Genomic DNA, 16,633 nt, shown 5'->3' with positions numbered 1-16,633 from the left:
TCATCCTCCTATCCGAATAGTGTGCTGAAGTAACTTACATCTAACTCTTGCATAAACAGTATATCCTCGCCAGGTGATGGAGGAGTAAAGTATATTCTAAACACCATCTTCCCATCCATAAGGTCTGTAGAAGGATTGTCTTCGTCTCTAAACTCTACCCTCGCTCCTAATAAAACACCTTTATTTGTCAAGCCGTTCAACCAGATATTCGCACTATCTATTATCGTTTGAACCAACACTTTATTCGCAGGATCATCTATCTTTTGCCAGTATGTTTGAACCAACGAGTTCCCAACCCAGTTAAACATCATTCTTGTAGATATAAACGAGTCTTTTGGGTCTGTCACATCTGGATAACAACCCGTTCTATTTCCCCAGCTATTCCATCCGCCGATGAAGTTTAGAGCTGTCGTTATTCCATTTCCGTTTAAGTAATTAGCTTCGTCAACTCCAAGTAGTACTGCCTCTCCAGTCTTCAAACAAGCTTTGTCAGCTTTTAAAGATTTGTTCGAAGGTGATTTATATGGAATGTCGTCATTCTCAAAAGATAACTTTTGAATTATACAAGCTATTTGAGTACTTAAATGATATTGGCTATCGCCTAGTGCAACCTTTGGATAATTCACACTCATAAACGTTGATATTAGATTGTTTGATGTTTTTTCAGCTGGAGCATCCGTATATGTTTTTACCGCATCTGTGTCTATATCTACAAGTGCAAACCCTTTGAAACATCCATTTATTAAACTTGCTTTAGTCTCCATCACCGCAGCTACTGCTGAATCTGTTGAAAACTTCGGTGCTAAAATTAAAGTTGGTACAAGCCTATACTTCGGGAATACAGAAGATATTAATTCCAATCCTTTTTTCTTCCCTGTCCCAACCTCTATTCCACCAATTATATTTGCAGGAGTCACAAGTGTTGTATCCAACATGTCATAACTAACAGTTATCTCTCCTGGCAAATCAATAGTTTTAACTGCTCTTCCATGAACCTCAACTCCAAACTCTGTACTTTTAACCTCCACTACTGGAGTTATTAACATGTATCCTTCATCATCAAACTCTTTTATTAGATCGTTATAACCTGTTACCTCGACTGTATCTGGCAAGACTCCTAAGTTGGTGATTTTATACACTCCATTTAATCTTTTTACTTTTTCATCTGTAATGGTTTTCTTATGCGTCTTCGGGTCTAACACGTTTATCATTACAATCGGGGCCATTCCAAATTTACTGAAGTGTGCGTCTATAGCTTCACATAGAGTGAACTTCTCAAAGTCAGTACTTGCACCAAAGTTTTTTACAGCCTCAGCATATGAATAACATAATATAGGTTCATTCACATTGTGCTTTTCACACATATTTACTGGAGCTGTTCCAACATACACCGGAGTTACTCCAGATGTAACGGAAGCTATAACCGAAGTTGGATTCTCTTGAGTTCTTATTCCGTGATTCATTACTTGCCTCCTAATTTATTTAATGTTTTTTTAAAAACAATATTTTCTATAGTTCCATTTTTTTTAATCAACTGTTTCGCTAAGCCCAACTTACTTACAGGAACAAACAAACAACTTATTCCATATTTCTCCACAAGAGCATTCAATCTATTATCGAACTCTCCTGCAAATACAGTTCCATTATTCAATCCTTCGTTGAATAATGTGGGCCCTACATACACGAAAGCTTCAGCTTCTACTTTTTTTTCTTCTACTTTTTCTGAAACTTCAACCTCTTCTGACGTTTTTCTCTTCGCCATCTCATCCTCCTGTATAATCCACTCTAGGTGAACTAAATTTCATTCTTGCATTAGCTACCCAATAAGGATATGGTTGTTCATCATCTACCACAAACTCTGCAATATCTTCATATGCAAAGTAATCCCCAATTATTTTTTGCTTAGTTATTTCATTTATAACCCTCTCCACTAACAACACCAACCCTTTATATCCATCAGTTGGATTTTTGTTGTAGATTGCAAAATAAAAATCAAAGTATAAATATCTTTCTTCTGGTGCATCCGAGCCCTTGTTAAACCTTATAGCTACAGCCGGTATCTCATCTGTTGCTGTATTTGGTGGTAAAAATCCACTAAATATCTTTGCAGGTCTCTCGCCTTCATGCTTATCCTTTGTTGGAAATTTTAAATCTTTTGTTTTTTCTTCAATAAATATTTTTAAAGCATTTTCTAAAGTCCCTATATTCATCTTTTATACCTACCCAACATATATTCAACCTCGCGGCTTAATCTAACTTCTAGATTTTTACTAATAAATTCATCCAGCTCTTTAGTTATGTTTTGATTTCCAATCATGCCAGGAACCGAGGCTCCATATTGGAGCTGTATCGGTAACCTTGCTTTTCCTTTTCTTTTGAAAATTCTGATACTTTTCATGCCACTTGGATTTTTCCCAAAGTCTTTAACACTTGAAATAAAAGCTTTTTTTCTTACTGTGTAACCTTCAAGTTTACTTACTGCAACTTTTAATTCTGTGCCACTTGCTGCTATTTTGAATTTTCCTAATGGCAACACTGGAGACCTTGAAGTTATCGACGCAAAGGGATTGTTCCATGTAGCTTTTTTTATATCCAAAGTTTTCTCTACATCTTGATTTTTGATATGATACCCTTTTGTTACTTGCTTTTTGATATGATTTTTAGCTTTTGCTGTAGTGTGGTTAATGGCTCTTGCTGCAACTCTTTCCATGCCATTTTTTATTCCGCCCAACATTTTTGCAGCTTCCATCAAATTATTTCCCGATACTTCAACCATAAAACCTCCATTTCGAACGCGTTCGAAATTAAAAACTTAATATCCTTCAATTTCCTCAAGTTTGAATTTCATCATGCCAAACTCTACACCTCTATTTGTAATTAGATATTCAACACCATTAACCTCCATAGACCTATGTGGCTTGTATCTATTATATATTTTTTCATCGTATCTTAAAAATAAAGAGTTTCCATCAGTTTTTGTCAATCCCTCTTTAGAAATTTTTCCCTTTGCTGACATTTGGGATTCCATTATTAGAATCCCGTTTATTTTGATTTCATCAATTTCTAATTCTTCCATCATCTCATCAGAATCCATAAATATATCCACATCTTCCTCAAACAGCTTATTCAGTTTCAATTTCTTTACCTCTGCCTTTCCCTTTACCTCTACTCCCTTTATTATTTTTTACAACTTCTTCTATACCTTCTGTGATTTCTTCAACTTTATTGTTACTTATATTTTTATCGGTGCTATTGTTTTCGTTGTTTCCCAATTCTTCCAACACTTCAATAGCTCCAAGAATTTCTAACCGTATAGCTTCATCTTTTTCTAAAATTAATTCAGAGTTTTTCTTATAAACATCCCCTTTATAAAATACCTGTTTTAAAACTTTTACCTTTTTCACGGTTACCTCCTTATAAAACTCTCATCATTGCCCAACCTTGAGCGTCATTCGGTATTATTAAAGGTGATGAATAATATCTCAATTCGTCATCTTCCTCATCTTTAGTTCCGTACTGAACTTTTACATATTCCGTAGCTACAATAAGCGTCTTTCCAGTCCCAACTTTTGCTCTTACTGGAATCGCTCCATAATGAGTTCTGAAACTCTTTTTCTTTACCATTAAAGCTGTCCCTGTTGGTAATAAAGCTTCCTCCGCTTCACCTTCAACTTGGCTCCAATCCATATAAGAAAATATTCTTAGATTTAATTCAGGAATAAATCCGATGTAAGCTACACTATCATCAACTTTATCAGGGTCAAACACAAAAGAGTGACCCGTTGTACTTTTCATAGCTTCTTTTATTCCGTTATTAGCTAAGAAATGTCCAACCACATCTGGTGTTATAATTAGATGATCTGTTACAATTCCTGTATCTTGCTGAATTTTCAGCTGTCTTTCTCTCAGTTGAGGAACGATAGGAGCATCTGGGTCAGACCACTTCTCTCCCGTGCTCATTATAACTTCATTAAATTCTCCATATGATATACCCTCAGCTTTATCAGTCGGAAGAGTCCCTGTTGTTAACAATTTTGCTAACATCCAAATTTTAGTTCTTAGCCCTATTTCCTTTAATTCTCTTATATCTTCCTTTAGCCCTTTCAGTTGAACATTTGTGTACGAAGCTGTTGTTCCATACTCAGTCTCTCCGAATTTTTGAGCTAATAAACTTTCTTCTGTAATCGGTTTATAAGGTTTAATCATCCCTGGTTTGTATAAAGCTTGTTCGAATGCTTCATTTCTAACTAATTTCCCATTTTCTCTTCTTCCAACTAATGGAACTCTTAACCTAGAAGCTGATTTAGTTTGAATTTCGAATTTTTCTGTTTTTTCTGGTTTTTCTGCTCCTATTAATAAATCATATAAAAACATCACCGGTGCTTTTACTTGTTTAAGTGCTAATATTAGTGTTTTTTGATCCATTTTTCCTCCTATTTTTTTAATTTATTCAGCAAAAAATATTCCTGTTTCTTTTCCTCTAACAATATAATCTAGAATTGTTTCGCCATCTACTTCTGGACAAACACATTCTTTGAAGTCAAATCTCCCCTTAACATAAACAACTAACTCATTATTTTTTAGGTTAACTTCCGAATCGTCTGCGACAATTCCAAACATATTTGCTGCTGTTGTTGCTTTTTTCATTTTTTTTGCCATTGAATCAAATTCAACAATTGTTCCTGCTTCATAAATTCCAACTTCTGCAGGTAATCTGTATACCGCTGGAGTAATATCATTTCCAACCACAAGTTCTTTTGTTTTTATTACCGTTTTCAACATGTTTTACATCCTCCTTACGCTTCGTTAAAATCTTTTAAAAATTTAGCCATTTTCTCATCATCTGAAAGCTGAGTAGAACCTTGTATTCCACCTAGATTTAAAGCATCTTGTGCTCTTGCCCCTAAATTAAGGGGATCTACTCCACCTTGATTCGCAATGTTTACATCTTGAGACTGCACTTTCATTTTTCCGTTCAATAAAATATCTGCAGATACTTCTTCTAAACTTTTAAAGTTTACATACTTAGCATTTTCTATAAGTGCAGGTGCATTTTCGATATTTATAACCACTGCATTATTTGAGAATTCATCTAATTTTTTAATTCTCTCTCTTTCTTTTGCTTGACCTTGCGTTTCTCCCTCTCCAAATATTTGATTATAAACATCTGGGTGTTGAGATTTAAGTTGTTCTTTTGTCATAAATTCCTCCGTATCTTTATTTTTTATTTTTACATAGTTTAAATAATCTTGCATATGAGTTAGCATTTTCATATTTGTGTTGCCGTTGTTAGATGTTTTGTTAACCTCTGTTATAAATCCTTTTTCTAAAGCTTGTTCCGGAGTTAAATATGGCTCTTCGTCCATCAATTTTTCTAGTTCTGCTTTATCCAGTTTTGTTACATCGCTATAAATTTGCACTACATCATTTTTTATTTGATTTAAACGTTCTATTGATTTTTCCAACTCTTTAACTCCACCAAAAGCCATCGTGAGAGGATTATGAACATAGAACATTGTTGCTGAGTTCATAACTCTTTTCTCTCCACACATTGCTATAACCGTAGCTATCGAGCCACATATCCCATCTATTTCTACAATTTTTTTAGCTTTATGATTTTTAAGCGTGTTATATATTGCAATACCAGCACTAACCAATCCTCCTGGAGAATTAATTCTAATTGTTAATTCATCTATTTCTCCATATTCTAAGAGCTCTTCCGCTAATACTTTTTCCGAAACCCCCTCTTCCGAGAACGTTTCACCTATAACTCCATACAGCAATATCGTAGCTTTCTTTTCGCCGGTTTTATAAAGACTAAATGCTTGACTCATTTTTTAACTCACCTCTCTTTTCACTTTCGATATGTCTTTGCATATTATTGGCTTCGAAATCTCCGCCATTCAACTCTCTAGTTTCTCTTTCTAAAGTTGAAATCCCAACTTTAACTTTTGTCACCGCAGCATTAACTTCTTGAACTGGATTTAATTGACCTTGAACAGGTCCATACCATTCTGCCTTTTGATAACACTTTCTATATAAAATATTTTCATAACCAGGTAGCTTAAGCATTCCTTTAGCTACACATTCATCTAGAAATTCCTCATAAATAGGTTTGCAAAAGTCAGATACAAGCCAACTACGTCTCATAGAATACATTTTCCATACTTCAAGCAGTGCTGCTCTGGAAGCTGAATAACTCGCCGTAAAATGTGTTAACAGAATTTCATAAGGAATCTCTAGTGCTGCTCCAAGCTGCCTAAGAAGAGTTTTCACAAATTCTTCAAAACCAGCTCCATTCCTATTTGGAGCCGCTAGAACAATATCCTTCCCTGGCGGAAGTTCATTAATTGTTCCATAACCCATTTTCACTATATAATCCTTATCATTTTCTTTATCAGTCTCAACGTTATCTAGCGGGTCTTGACCTTCTGGTGTAAATGTATCTTCCGAAGCGTTTTTTATAAATACTGAAAATAGTGCTGCGACTGAGGCAGAAGTGATTTCTGTAGCTGTATATTCAGACAACTGGTATAGTAGCTCTATAACAGGAGCTAAAATCGGCACTCCTCTTCTTTGCCCTATTCTTTCTTTCTCCATTACACACAATACATTTCTTCTCCCTGATTGTTTACCTCGAGGTTCAACTCTAACTGTTTCAGATGATGTATTTGACTTGGTGAAATGATACCCAATTATCTCTCCATCTTCTGATATTTCAACACCATTTTTTATTCTATCGCTTGCTCCACTAGGATTTTGACATCTAGTTGAATCCACAAGCTTTATCTTTAAATCGAATAATTGTCCCTCTCTTTTTTTCAGAGGCAAAAGTACAAATGTTTCACCATACACAAGTTGATTTATGAGAACAAGTGATTGTATTTGATAAAAATTTGAAAAATTCTCTATATCGCATTCATCTGTAAACATTTCCCATAATATGCTTATTTCCTTATGAATTCTATCTACATCCTCTTGTTTCAAACCTAAAATTTCATTCGCTATTGAAGGTTTCACTCTCAAACCTCTTCCTATGACATTTGTTCTAATTTTTTTTATCGCTGCAGCTCCTATAGCATTGTTCATATATAAATATGATGATCTAGCCATTAGCAAGTCTTTTGATTCTCCAATATCTTCATCCGCTGTGTTAATTTCATCTCTTGTTTTTTTGTATATATTTTTTATTGGAGAAGCGGCACCTTGTGCATAGTTCAGAATTTTAACTTCTTTCACCGGTGGAGGTAGCCGTTGTTTTGTTGCTACTTTATTTTTAAAAAAATTAAACACACTTCTCCTCCTTAATCATTCTTAATTTGAACTCTATAGCTTTTAATTCTAGTTTTATTTTTTCCCTCATATTTTTTTTCCCAAAATTCTATACCTTTTCTAATCTCGGGCAAATCAGCTCTAGTTACTCTTCTCCCTTCTAAAGTGTATTCTTGTGCAGCCAAAACCTTTTCCTCGGCGGCTAAATACTTCTCGAGCTTTTCTTTTGCTATTTCTCGAGTTATAGGACTAGTCATACTTATTTACACCTCCCTCTATTTTTATTTTATGCTTTTTCTTCTGTGAGATTTTATACTCGAAAATCTCTCCTAATTGCTCTCTTCTCAACTTGGCCAACTTGTTCATATCCAACTTCGTAAATATCTCTTTAGCAGCTAAAGCGTAGTTTCTACAATCGAGTGCTTCATTTCTTTTTCTAACTTGTGTCCATGTGACTTTCCAGTTCTTTTTATTAACCGTTTTAGTTTCTGCAGTTAGAGCCTTAAAATACCTCTCATCATATTTTAATATCGGATCAAGCGGGTAGTGACAATATCCAGGTCCTGGTTCAGAAATTTTTAATCTACCCATAGTCATATCTTTTAATGCGTTAACACCTAACGACAACAGATTTATTTTTTTATTTTTTGTTAATCTAAATCCATTTATAATCGGTACATTTTCTCCGCCTAAACCTTTGATTCCAAATATTCTTCTGTGGGTTTCACGAGGTTTTACAAAATCATAAACTGCTTCTGTATGATGTCCTCCAGTATCTATACATGTAGAATAAATATTGATACCTGTGCCATCTTCATAATAAAATTTTTTAGATAAAAACTCGTCTAGTTCTTCCCAAATCTCTGATTTTTCTAAATTGCCAGATAATATCTTATATTGAATACCCCAAGTTTCGTTATCCATTCCATGCCCAACAACTTCTATTGCTAACCAGCCATCTTGTACGTCGACACCAGCTGTTAATAACAATACTCCTTCTGGAACCTCAGCTTCATAAGTTTCACGTCTCTGCATTAGAATCTCATGGTCCAATATCTCTCCAAGTGTTTGTTCGTAGGATTCTCCTAAAACTGTATTTACAAACGATATTAATTCTTGTTCGTTATCTTTTTTTGATAAATATTCTTCCACAATACTTTTCCAATCCCTCATTACGCTTGCTAAAGCTGATAACTTATATGAAAGGGTTGTTCTTTCAGGATACTCATGAATCCATCGCCCCTTTTCATCTTTCCAAGACTCTTCATCTGCTCCACATCCACAATGTTCGCAAATCATTTCAACTTTATCAACTTTCAAAATATCATTCTCATTTAAATCCCAACTTAGATTATCAAACAACAACTCATTATCATCTCCGCATATTGGACAAGCTACAAAATATCTAGCCATAGAGCCTTTTTCATATTCTGTTTCTATCTCAGACTGCCCTTTTATAGTCGGAGTTCCAGTTATTATAATTTTGTGATCGTCATAAGTCTGCACCCTTTTTTCTGCAAGTGTAATTGGTGACCCCTCGTCTCCAGATGATTTAGGGTATCTGTCCACCTCATCCATGAACAAAACTTTAACTGGCTTAGAAGCTAATCCAGCAGGAGAATTCGCGCCCTTAAAGGCCAAAAACCCACCAGGAAACATCTTGTGTGTTACTGTGTTTCCGCTGTTCTTTTTACTAGAATCTTTTATCAGTTCCCTGAGAACTTCACAATCACGTATCATAGGAGCTACTCTTTCTTTTGAAAACTCAGAAGCTAATCTATCCGTCGGTTGAACAACCATCATGGGACAAGGATCTAAATTAGCATACCAACCAAAGCTATTCAATATAAACTCTGTCTTTGCCAATTGTGATCCGAACTGTAAAACAACCTTCCTTACACGTGCTTTCATAACGCTATCATATATTTCTAGCATATATGGTGTTCTTGAAGTTACCCAATCTCCATGCTCGGCTGACGACTCTTTCGATAATTTTCGATTCTTGTCACTCCATTCTGTCAAAGATAAGTCTGGAGGCATTTTCAAAGCGTGAGATATGGCTTTAAAAAACATTTCTCTTCTATTCATCCTTTTTCTCCTTTATTTCCAAGTAGCCCTTCAATTCTCCTATTGCATGTTTCAGATGTTTTTCAATTATTTTTTCCTGCTCTCCTGCTGATTTGCTCTTTTTTAAATCCAACATTATTTTCTTAGGTAGCGACATAATTTTTGATTTGAAATTGAAGAGCATAGTTGAGACTGATTCTACCGCTTCATCCACAGATATATATTCTTTTTCAATTATTTTCAATTTTGCATCATTTAAAGCCACTTGAGAAAGCTTATATCGCTTCTCACTCTCCACTAACTCACTCCTATCATTCGCAACCTTAACACTAGAAACAAATATCTCTATAGCTTTTATCAAGTCATATTTACCCGGAGAGATTTTTGCAGTTTTATAATTTTCTCTAATTGTTCTATCTGAAATCTGAAGTAATCTTGTTAATTGATTTTCCGTTGCTGTAATAGCCATCGCATATAACCTCCAAAAATAATTTGGCACGAGCCCTAGAAAAATTCTGAAACGGCAAAACTCCCAGGCCTCTCGGTCCCCCGCAAAGCCTTCTATTTTCTCCCGGGAGGACCCGTTTAATAATCTAGTTCTACATTGCCCTCGCCGCCCTTTAGTTCATCTTCTAACAACTCTTTCCTTAGCTTCTCGTTCTTCAATCTTAAATTCTCTTTACCAACAGTCGTCTTAGTATCTGTATCTTTGCTCTTTAAAAGTAATTTACGTTCTTCCTGTAAATCCTTCTGTGCTAAAGCTCCAGATATTTCACTTCCTAATATTCTCTCAAGTATTGAATAGTAGTTCTTGGCATCTCCTGAATCTGGATGTATTCCACTGTCCGAATATTCTATACCTTCTTTTGTAAAAGAGAATATTACTCTCTCTTGGAGACCTAAGCTTTGCCTTAGTCCTGTGCTAACTCCCCTTACTAGCTCCTTTGTTGTTATGGCACTCTCTTTCAAAAGCTCTAGTCTTCTAGTTAAAAGATATTCTTTTACTTCTAATTCATTAAACAACTTCCAAGCATAAGCACTAGGATTTTTTATAGATGGATCTATCTCTTTGACTGCTGAAGTTTTATCCTTTGGATTTCTTAAATACTCTTCGATTATCATAATCTTTTTTTCTGTTAAAGCTATCTCCATCACCTCCTAATTTTTTTAAATAATGCTAGGGATAAAATAACCTAAAATAAACTAAAACTTTTAAAGGAAAGTAGCTCTCTTATTATTACGTGCGAGAAACACATCATAAAACCTTGAAAACATTGGAATTTTCAAAAATCGACACCCCCAAAAACGGCAACTTTTATTGCACTTTTTGACATTAAAAAACTTGGATTTCTCCATTTTTTGTTAATTTTATTTCAAGTTTTATTCCAAAAAGAACTCTTAAATACTGTTCTAATCTCTTTATATTTTTTGTATTACTTCTTTTGGGGCTATTCGATTTCTCTAAAGCAACAAGTTTATCCCGTGCTGTTTTTTGACAAATTCTAACCATTCGTTCTGATTTTTTATTTGATAGTTTATTTTTTAAGATGCAGTTAAACCAATCGTAATCTAGTATCCATTCATTATTCTCTGTTACAAATAACTGGATATTTCTAGGTGTTAAACTATCTAAAGCATCCAATCTTTTTTCTATTTCGAGTTGATTTTTCTTCAATTGTTCAATCACTGCATTTTTTATGCACAATCCCACGCTTTCTGATATTTGTTCTCTTATAGCATTTAAGTTTAAAGTTTCAACTCCTGAAGACCCAAATATATTTTTTAAAGTCGTTTTTGTAAACTTAAACTCATTTTTCAAAGATGATTTATTTACTTTATCGAGTTCATCTATACTTTTTTTATTATTTTCTAAACTTTTATTATAAGTTTCAAAAGTCAGTCCATCTTTAAAAGAAAAAACAAAACCCGTTGTAAAAAATCTATCTAAAACTAATGAGTAATCATAAAAAACTTTGCCTGATTTTTTAAAATCTTTATTTAGATGTAAAGCTTTATAGATTAAATACATCACATTCGTATAGTCTGAAAATCTTTTTACTTCCATCTGCTCAGCAACTTCAAGGAAAGAGTATTCGTAAGTCATCTTTGATATATCCACTTCAGTTATTTCAGATAAAATTATCAATATATTCAAATCTACATTTTCTTTTTCTTTCTGAGTTTTCATCAAATCGAAGTTTGTATTTCGATAATATTTAGTATAATTAAACTCTATCTCAACAGAACATAATTGATTATTAATGCCAATTTTAATGAAATTTATAAACTTAAAAGCTTTTTTTATTCCATCTTGGTCTCCAATATAAATCTTTTCACCGTTGGATGTTTTTATATCTCCTCTTATGCTGAATTTTTGTAATATATTGAACTTCAACTGTTCTGGAGTGATATTAATTCGCTTTATGCTTACTCTTGCTCTATCTAAACCTATCACGTCATAAATACACCTCCTCATTAGAAGCTACCATGCGGGGGGCGTATGATAACCTCTAATGAAGAGGACACGAAGTCCTCGTTTGCCGTCCCCTATCCCGAACCTACCTGTGGTTTACACATTGGTTCAACCTAATTATTTTATTTATAACTCATTCTTTTCCAAATATTCTAAAAGCTCTATAACAGATGCTGCTGTTTTATCCATATAATCCACCAATTCCGACATCGTCTTTACTGAATCTAAGAAGAACGGTTCTATCAGTATGGCTACTGGCTTAGTTTTATTTAGTATAGATCCTCCTCTCATATCTGGAGAGGTAGACTTTAAACCTCTATCTCTAAGTTTTAAATTTTTAACTAAAATATCCTGAGCTATTCCAGCTAATTTTTTACCCTTTGTACTTTTGCTAGAGTGTAACACCTCTGTTCCTTGAGCCACTCCATTAGCTGCATTAAAATGGCAACTAATTAATATATCTGCATTTAAGCTGTTGACCTCACTAACTAAGTCTCTATAATTATTTCTTGCTTTAGCAACTAAATCCACATTCATTAATCTTTCTTTTTTAAAAACTTCAGCAACTAACCAAGTTGTTAAATTGAACTCTGTTATAACCGCTCCATCTAATTTAACCTGACATCCTTGGTCTTGGAAGTTATGTCCTGCAAGTAAAACTACTCTTTTCATAAACACCTCCAAATATTTTTACAAAAAATAAAAGAGCCGAGAACTTGGTCACCCAAGCCCCGACTCATAAAGTCATCCTATCATATTAAATTTCCTCGGAATTAATCCGTATATTTGTCATGAGTATAATACATAAAAAATCATATGTCAATATTTTTTTAGAATCTTCTATTTGTATTGACTTTTTGGCAAAAGAATATTATAATCATTTTATCAGTTAAGATACTCAAATCAAGTAGGCCCTCCTAAATTCTGCAAAGGGGTCTACTTTTTTTTCTTATAAATAGAATATATCACTACTGCTCCCAGAATAAAAATCAAAATAGTTTTGATATTATTTAATATATTTTCCATAAGATACCTCCATTTTTTTACAAGATAGGAAGCTGGGAGTTTCCTCCCTGCGACTCTACTTCCTTAAATCTCTAATCAGTTTAAAGATTGTTAGGACTAAAACAACTATTTCTAGTATGCTTTTTAAGATACTCAAATCGAGTCACCTCCTATCTGCATACTTATAATAACATTTTTATCTATTTTTTTCTATTAATTTATCTTTTAATCATATGAACTTCTCCACATTTACAAGTTATTTTTATATCTATACCATTACTTGCAAATCTGCATTTTGTGTTGTAATGGATGTACCCATCATCCTTTTTTTCAGCTATAAACATCTTACACTTTTTACAAACATACGTATTTTTAATTTTACTATTAATTTTGAAGCACCCCTTTTTCCCACTAGCCAACTGTGAATCTAGCAATATATATCCCGCCATAATTATCTACATCCACATCTGCAACGTTGTATTCGCTATTTGTTTCCACTAACTTCTCTTCAAATTTTTTCAAATCATTATCACTTACAACTATAATCATTTTATCCCCTCGAAACCATTTTAAACTACCTCAAAAACTAACTCTCCTGTGTTCAAGTTACAAACTCTATATTTACCATTTTTTAAGAATCGTCTTCTCGTTTCTCTATCCGCTTTTGGAAGTAGATTCCAAAAATATAAATCCATTGCATTTGAATTATACGCTTTCATTAACTCGTCATATGCCATATCTAATATTGATAGTTCTTCTTCTTTTTCAAAAAAATTAGAGTATAACTTTTCATTTGTTTCAGCTATCTTTTTGTGAGAAATAGCGAGCGAATCAAACTCACGCCCAAGTCTTTCGTTTGACTCTACTAATTTTTTATAATCAGATTCAAGATTATCAAATCTCTTTTGAGTTTTTGATATTATATTTCTAAGATTATCTCTTGAGTTTCTTAGAGCTTTTATCTCTTTTTCACAATTGTCAATAGTTATTTCTCTGCTATTTAAAGACTTAAAAAACAAATCTCTTTCCTCGTACCGAACTTGTGACGACTCTTCATTTTGCTTTTCTGCACTTTTTAATCTTTTCCATAGTAAATAGTTTACGTACAGGCTCGCTCCTGCCAATAATACTAAACCGATTCTAATATTTTCCATTATTCTCCTCCCAATGTCCAATCTTTTTTATCTCTACCCATATTTATATTCCATTTTTCCCAATAAGCGTTATAAATATCTTTAGCACAATATCCTGCCGCAGCTCCAATCTCTAAATAAAAACGAGATAGTGTCACCATATCAAACTCATCTTCTAAGTTCGCTATCTGAATAGCATATTTAAACTCTGAGAGTGATTTTTTATCTAATTTTTTATCACTCGATTTTAAATCATCCATACTCAAACAGATTCTAATTTGCATATCTATCTTCCTAGAATGAAAATCATTTATAGCACCCAGTAGGAAAAATAAACAATCTACATACTCAATCAATTGCTTGTGAGGATCATGTTTTTTATCTTTCCAATATTTGAAATTTAATTCGTCTGGAAGCTCTTTCATGAATTCATTAAACTCATCATCAAGTGCCATAGATAAATCAAAAGCATCACGTTTTCTAGGTGTAAAGCCGCTTTCTCTCAATCCACTGGTTTTTTTATCCAATTCTTTTTGTAATTTCAATAACTCAAAAATGTTTTCCGGTGTTCTCATTTTCCCCTCCAATGATTATCTCACTTTTTTCTTTAAACGACTCGCAAGCTGGACGCTCGGTATAGTTCCTGTTTGTGTAAAGTCTTTTCTCATCCACATAGTGGAAACACACTTCGAAAAAGTTGCAATCCCCACAGCATCTAGAGGTATTCCTTTCTATAACTTTTTCAAAGTAATAAATCAACAACCTCAGACTAATCATTACTCCACTTAAGCTAGCAATTATTATTAAATCTTGTTTACCCATTAAACTCACTCCCGTTTTTTTTATAAATATTTTTTCAGCATGTTTTCATACATAAAATTATTTTTGATTTTCATTTTTTTTAGAAAAGTCTTTGCAATTCCCTCTGTTGCAACAACTTTTTCTATCAACACTTCCTCCAATTCTGGTGTTAATTCCACTTCTGGCAACTTCTGTTTTTCAACTTCTTGTTTCTCCAGTTCTCTTTTCTGGATAAACTCTTTTTCTTTGTCTAGTGATGATGCTATGATTATTTCATCTTGCCCTTTCTCCTCTGTAATCTTTTTTTCTTTCTTAGGCTTTACAGCTTTAGCTCTAAGGGCATTTCCTTTGCTGATGATAGTTGCTATCTCTGAAACTGTTCTACCAGTCTCAATTCCAGTTTTATACGTTTCTAGCAATATCTTTTCTACCGCAACTGAAGTTTCTGTTTTTAATAGATTCTTAATTGCTTTTTCTATAGCTGGAGTATAGTCTACTCCAATTAAATTTTTATTTAAGAACTTTTCCCATTCATCTTTCTGAGGATAACCTTTTGGATTTAGTCCAAGCATTATTTTCTTTTCAGGTTTTTTTAAATCAGAGCATGTTACATGTTTATTTTTTATATCTGTGTTTATATCTGTGTTTACATATGGTATAGGTTTTTCATTTTGCACAGATCTATTTTGCAAATTGACAAAACCATTTTTCATTTTGCAAAATGAGCAATTATCAGGTATTAGCTTATATTTCTCTAAAATTTCTTCGTTTATTATCGTATACCACGATGTTTGGTCATAAGCAGCTTTATTATGTTTTCCAATCTCTATAATTCCAATTTTTTCTAATTTTTTCAAAGTTCTATTTATCTTGCTTGGATTCATATAAGGGAAAAGTTCATTGAAAGCTCTCACTGAGTTAAATGTCCAATACTTATCCTCTATATAATGCTTGTTATTAACCATATTTTTTTTAATCCAGAAAGCGATATTTTCAATCATTATAGCTTCCTCTATCCCGTATTCTTTTGCTAAATCTATATCAAAACTATGATTCATTTTGTTCCTCCCCTAAGAGGTCAAGTGCCAGTTGACCATCTTTATTTTATTATTTATCTTATTACAACCCTCCATGCTTAGTTATAGTCAACTGGCTAAACATGAAGAGTTGAAATAAGATGCCTACCGTAGTAGGCTTGTATATAATCCTCCAAATAGTTATAATAGAGTTCCAACACAACAAAACAAATTTATGGAGGGATTATGTCATTTACTTTAAAAAATATTTTTATCATCTTACTTATAATTGGATTTTTCATTTCTCTAAAAGAACTTATTATTATTATTAACATCAAAAGAACAATAGCAAAATCTATAAATCATTTTAAAGAATTTAGAAATAAAATCGACTTAGGAATAGGTGACTTAGATGAACACTTACTATTTTTAAATCAAAATTGTAAACTTATAAATTCAACATCTTTAGGCGAATTAAAATCTGGATATTTACCATCACAGTCACTTTTAGAATATGTTCTTTTTAATTATCAATCTCTGTTAACTAGATATTTAAAGAATATCCTTAGTTATTCTTTAAACGCATTGTTTTCTAAAGCGATTCAAGTGGAAAGCGAAATAAAAATACAGAACTACGCTATCAATCTTATAAACCCTTTTTACTGGCTGAAAAAAGGAGTAAGATTTATAGTAACTAATTTTTTATCACTATTTCCATTCAAGATTCATTCTACTCTAAAAAAAACTATCGAAATTATAGTAGACACTATTATGGCTCTCACTATTCTTATTACTTTTTTAGAGAAAATTTCACCAGATCTTCTTAAAATTTTGATTAGTATGCTCAACTTATAAAAGTTGTGCAT

22 protein-coding genes are annotated in these 16,633 nt (G+C 33.0%); 1 reads left to right on the top strand and 21 read right to left on the bottom strand.

The window, feature by feature from the left end; translation table 11 throughout:
• Positions 1-8: 8 nt before the first annotated feature.
• From L992_RS03145 to L992_RS13080, 21 genes are all read right to left on the bottom strand, one after another.
• The gene (locus L992_RS03145; RefSeq protein ID WP_047394362.1) at positions 9-1,463 is read right to left on the bottom strand and encodes a phage tail protein; all 1,455 of its coding nucleotides are present in this window, start codon (positions 1,461-1,463) and stop codon (positions 9-11) included.
• Entirely contained in the window at positions 1,463-1,762 is a 300-nt protein-coding gene (locus L992_RS03140; protein ID WP_047394360.1) for a hypothetical protein, read from the bottom strand. The genes L992_RS03145 and L992_RS03140 overlap by 1 nt, the downstream gene beginning before the upstream one ends.
• Position 1,763: 1 nt before the next feature.
• A complete protein-coding gene (locus L992_RS03135; RefSeq protein WP_047394357.1) occupies positions 1,764-2,210 on the bottom strand; it encodes a hypothetical protein in 447 nt (148 codons plus the stop codon).
• Positions 2,207-2,776 carry a phage tail protein gene (locus tag L992_RS03130; protein ID WP_047394354.1) on the bottom strand — a complete coding sequence of 190 codons (570 nt, stop codon included), beginning with the start codon at positions 2,774-2,776 and terminating at the stop codon, positions 2,207-2,209. Before L992_RS03130 ends, L992_RS03135 begins: the two co-directional genes overlap by 4 nt.
• A gap of 36 nt (positions 2,777-2,812) precedes the next feature.
• Positions 2,813-3,136, bottom strand: a complete 324-nt coding sequence (locus L992_RS03125) for a hypothetical protein (RefSeq protein ID WP_047394352.1) — start codon at positions 3,134-3,136, stop codon at positions 2,813-2,815.
• Positions 3,123-3,404, bottom strand: a complete 282-nt coding sequence (locus tag L992_RS03120; protein ID WP_047394349.1) for a hypothetical protein — start codon at positions 3,402-3,404, stop codon at positions 3,123-3,125. Before L992_RS03120 ends, L992_RS03125 begins: the two co-directional genes overlap by 14 nt.
• Positions 3,405-3,414: 10 nt before the next feature.
• Positions 3,415-4,425, bottom strand: a complete 1,011-nt coding sequence (locus L992_RS03115) for a major capsid protein (protein WP_047394345.1) — start codon at positions 4,423-4,425, stop codon at positions 3,415-3,417.
• Between the two features lie 21 nt (positions 4,426-4,446).
• The gene (locus L992_RS03110) at positions 4,447-4,782 is read right to left on the bottom strand and encodes a hypothetical protein (RefSeq protein WP_047394342.1); all 336 of its coding nucleotides are present in this window, start codon (positions 4,780-4,782) and stop codon (positions 4,447-4,449) included.
• A gap of 14 nt (positions 4,783-4,796) precedes the next feature.
• Positions 4,797-5,834 (bottom strand): head maturation protease, ClpP-related, encoded by a 1,038-nt coding sequence (locus L992_RS13090; protein WP_052193891.1) that lies wholly within the window; start codon positions 5,832-5,834, stop codon positions 4,797-4,799.
• On the bottom strand, positions 5,818-7,293 hold the full coding sequence (locus L992_RS03100) for a phage portal protein (RefSeq protein ID WP_047394341.1): 1,476 nt from the start codon (positions 7,291-7,293) through the stop codon (positions 5,818-5,820). Before L992_RS03100 ends, L992_RS13090 begins: the two co-directional genes overlap by 17 nt.
• An 11-nt stretch (positions 7,294-7,304) precedes the next feature.
• On the bottom strand, positions 7,305-7,529 hold the full coding sequence (locus tag L992_RS03095) for a DUF6148 family protein (RefSeq protein ID WP_047394340.1): 225 nt from the start codon (positions 7,527-7,529) through the stop codon (positions 7,305-7,307).
• Positions 7,522-9,360: a phage terminase large subunit family protein gene (locus L992_RS03090; protein WP_052193890.1), complete on the bottom strand. Its 1,839-nt coding sequence runs from the start codon at positions 9,358-9,360 to the stop codon at positions 7,522-7,524. Before L992_RS03090 ends, L992_RS03095 begins: the two co-directional genes overlap by 8 nt.
• Positions 9,353-9,808 carry a hypothetical protein gene (locus L992_RS03085; protein WP_047394337.1) on the bottom strand — a complete coding sequence of 152 codons (456 nt, stop codon included), beginning with the start codon at positions 9,806-9,808 and terminating at the stop codon, positions 9,353-9,355. Before L992_RS03085 ends, L992_RS03090 begins: the two co-directional genes overlap by 8 nt.
• A gap of 116 nt (positions 9,809-9,924) precedes the next feature.
• Complete coding sequence (locus tag L992_RS03080; protein ID WP_047394335.1) at positions 9,925-10,491, bottom strand: hypothetical protein; 567 nt, start codon at positions 10,489-10,491, stop codon at positions 9,925-9,927.
• Between the two features lie 181 nt (positions 10,492-10,672).
• Positions 10,673-11,794: a hypothetical protein gene (locus tag L992_RS03075; RefSeq protein WP_047394333.1), complete on the bottom strand. Its 1,122-nt coding sequence runs from the start codon at positions 11,792-11,794 to the stop codon at positions 10,673-10,675.
• Positions 11,795-11,938: 144 nt separating this feature from the next.
• Positions 11,939-12,484: an N-acetylmuramoyl-L-alanine amidase gene (locus L992_RS13085; RefSeq protein ID WP_052193889.1), complete on the bottom strand. Its 546-nt coding sequence runs from the start codon at positions 12,482-12,484 to the stop codon at positions 11,939-11,941.
• A 551-nt stretch (positions 12,485-13,035) separates the two neighbouring features.
• Positions 13,036-13,266 (bottom strand): hypothetical protein, encoded by a 231-nt coding sequence (locus L992_RS13440; RefSeq protein WP_156110636.1) that lies wholly within the window; start codon positions 13,264-13,266, stop codon positions 13,036-13,038.
• A complete protein-coding gene (locus L992_RS13435) occupies positions 13,229-13,366 on the bottom strand; it encodes a hypothetical protein (RefSeq protein ID WP_156110635.1) in 138 nt (45 codons plus the stop codon). The genes L992_RS13440 and L992_RS13435 overlap by 38 nt, the downstream gene beginning before the upstream one ends.
• A 20-nt stretch (positions 13,367-13,386) precedes the next feature.
• Positions 13,387-13,971: a hypothetical protein gene (locus tag L992_RS03065; RefSeq protein ID WP_047394331.1), complete on the bottom strand. Its 585-nt coding sequence runs from the start codon at positions 13,969-13,971 to the stop codon at positions 13,387-13,389.
• Entirely contained in the window at positions 13,971-14,525 is a 555-nt protein-coding gene (locus tag L992_RS03060; protein WP_047394328.1) for a dUTP diphosphatase, read from the bottom strand. Before L992_RS03060 ends, L992_RS03065 begins: the two co-directional genes overlap by 1 nt.
• Positions 14,526-14,792: 267 nt before the next feature.
• Positions 14,793-15,809, bottom strand: a complete 1,017-nt coding sequence (locus L992_RS13080) for a hypothetical protein (RefSeq protein ID WP_052193888.1) — start codon at positions 15,807-15,809, stop codon at positions 14,793-14,795.
• A 204-nt stretch (positions 15,810-16,013) separates the two neighbouring features.
• Between L992_RS13080 and L992_RS03045 the strand changes: the two genes are divergently transcribed.
• Positions 16,014-16,622, top strand: coding sequence for a hypothetical protein (locus L992_RS03045; RefSeq protein WP_047394321.1), 609 nt, complete (start codon positions 16,014-16,016; stop codon positions 16,620-16,622).
• Positions 16,623-16,633 lie beyond the last annotated feature (11 nt).

Source organism: Cetobacterium sp. ZOR0034, assembly GCF_000799075.1.
Classification (GTDB): Bacteria; Fusobacteriota; Fusobacteriia; order Fusobacteriales; family Fusobacteriaceae; genus Cetobacterium_A.
The sequence above is the reverse complement of the archived record's forward strand: the minus strand, read 5'-3'. Positions and strand labels throughout refer to the sequence as shown.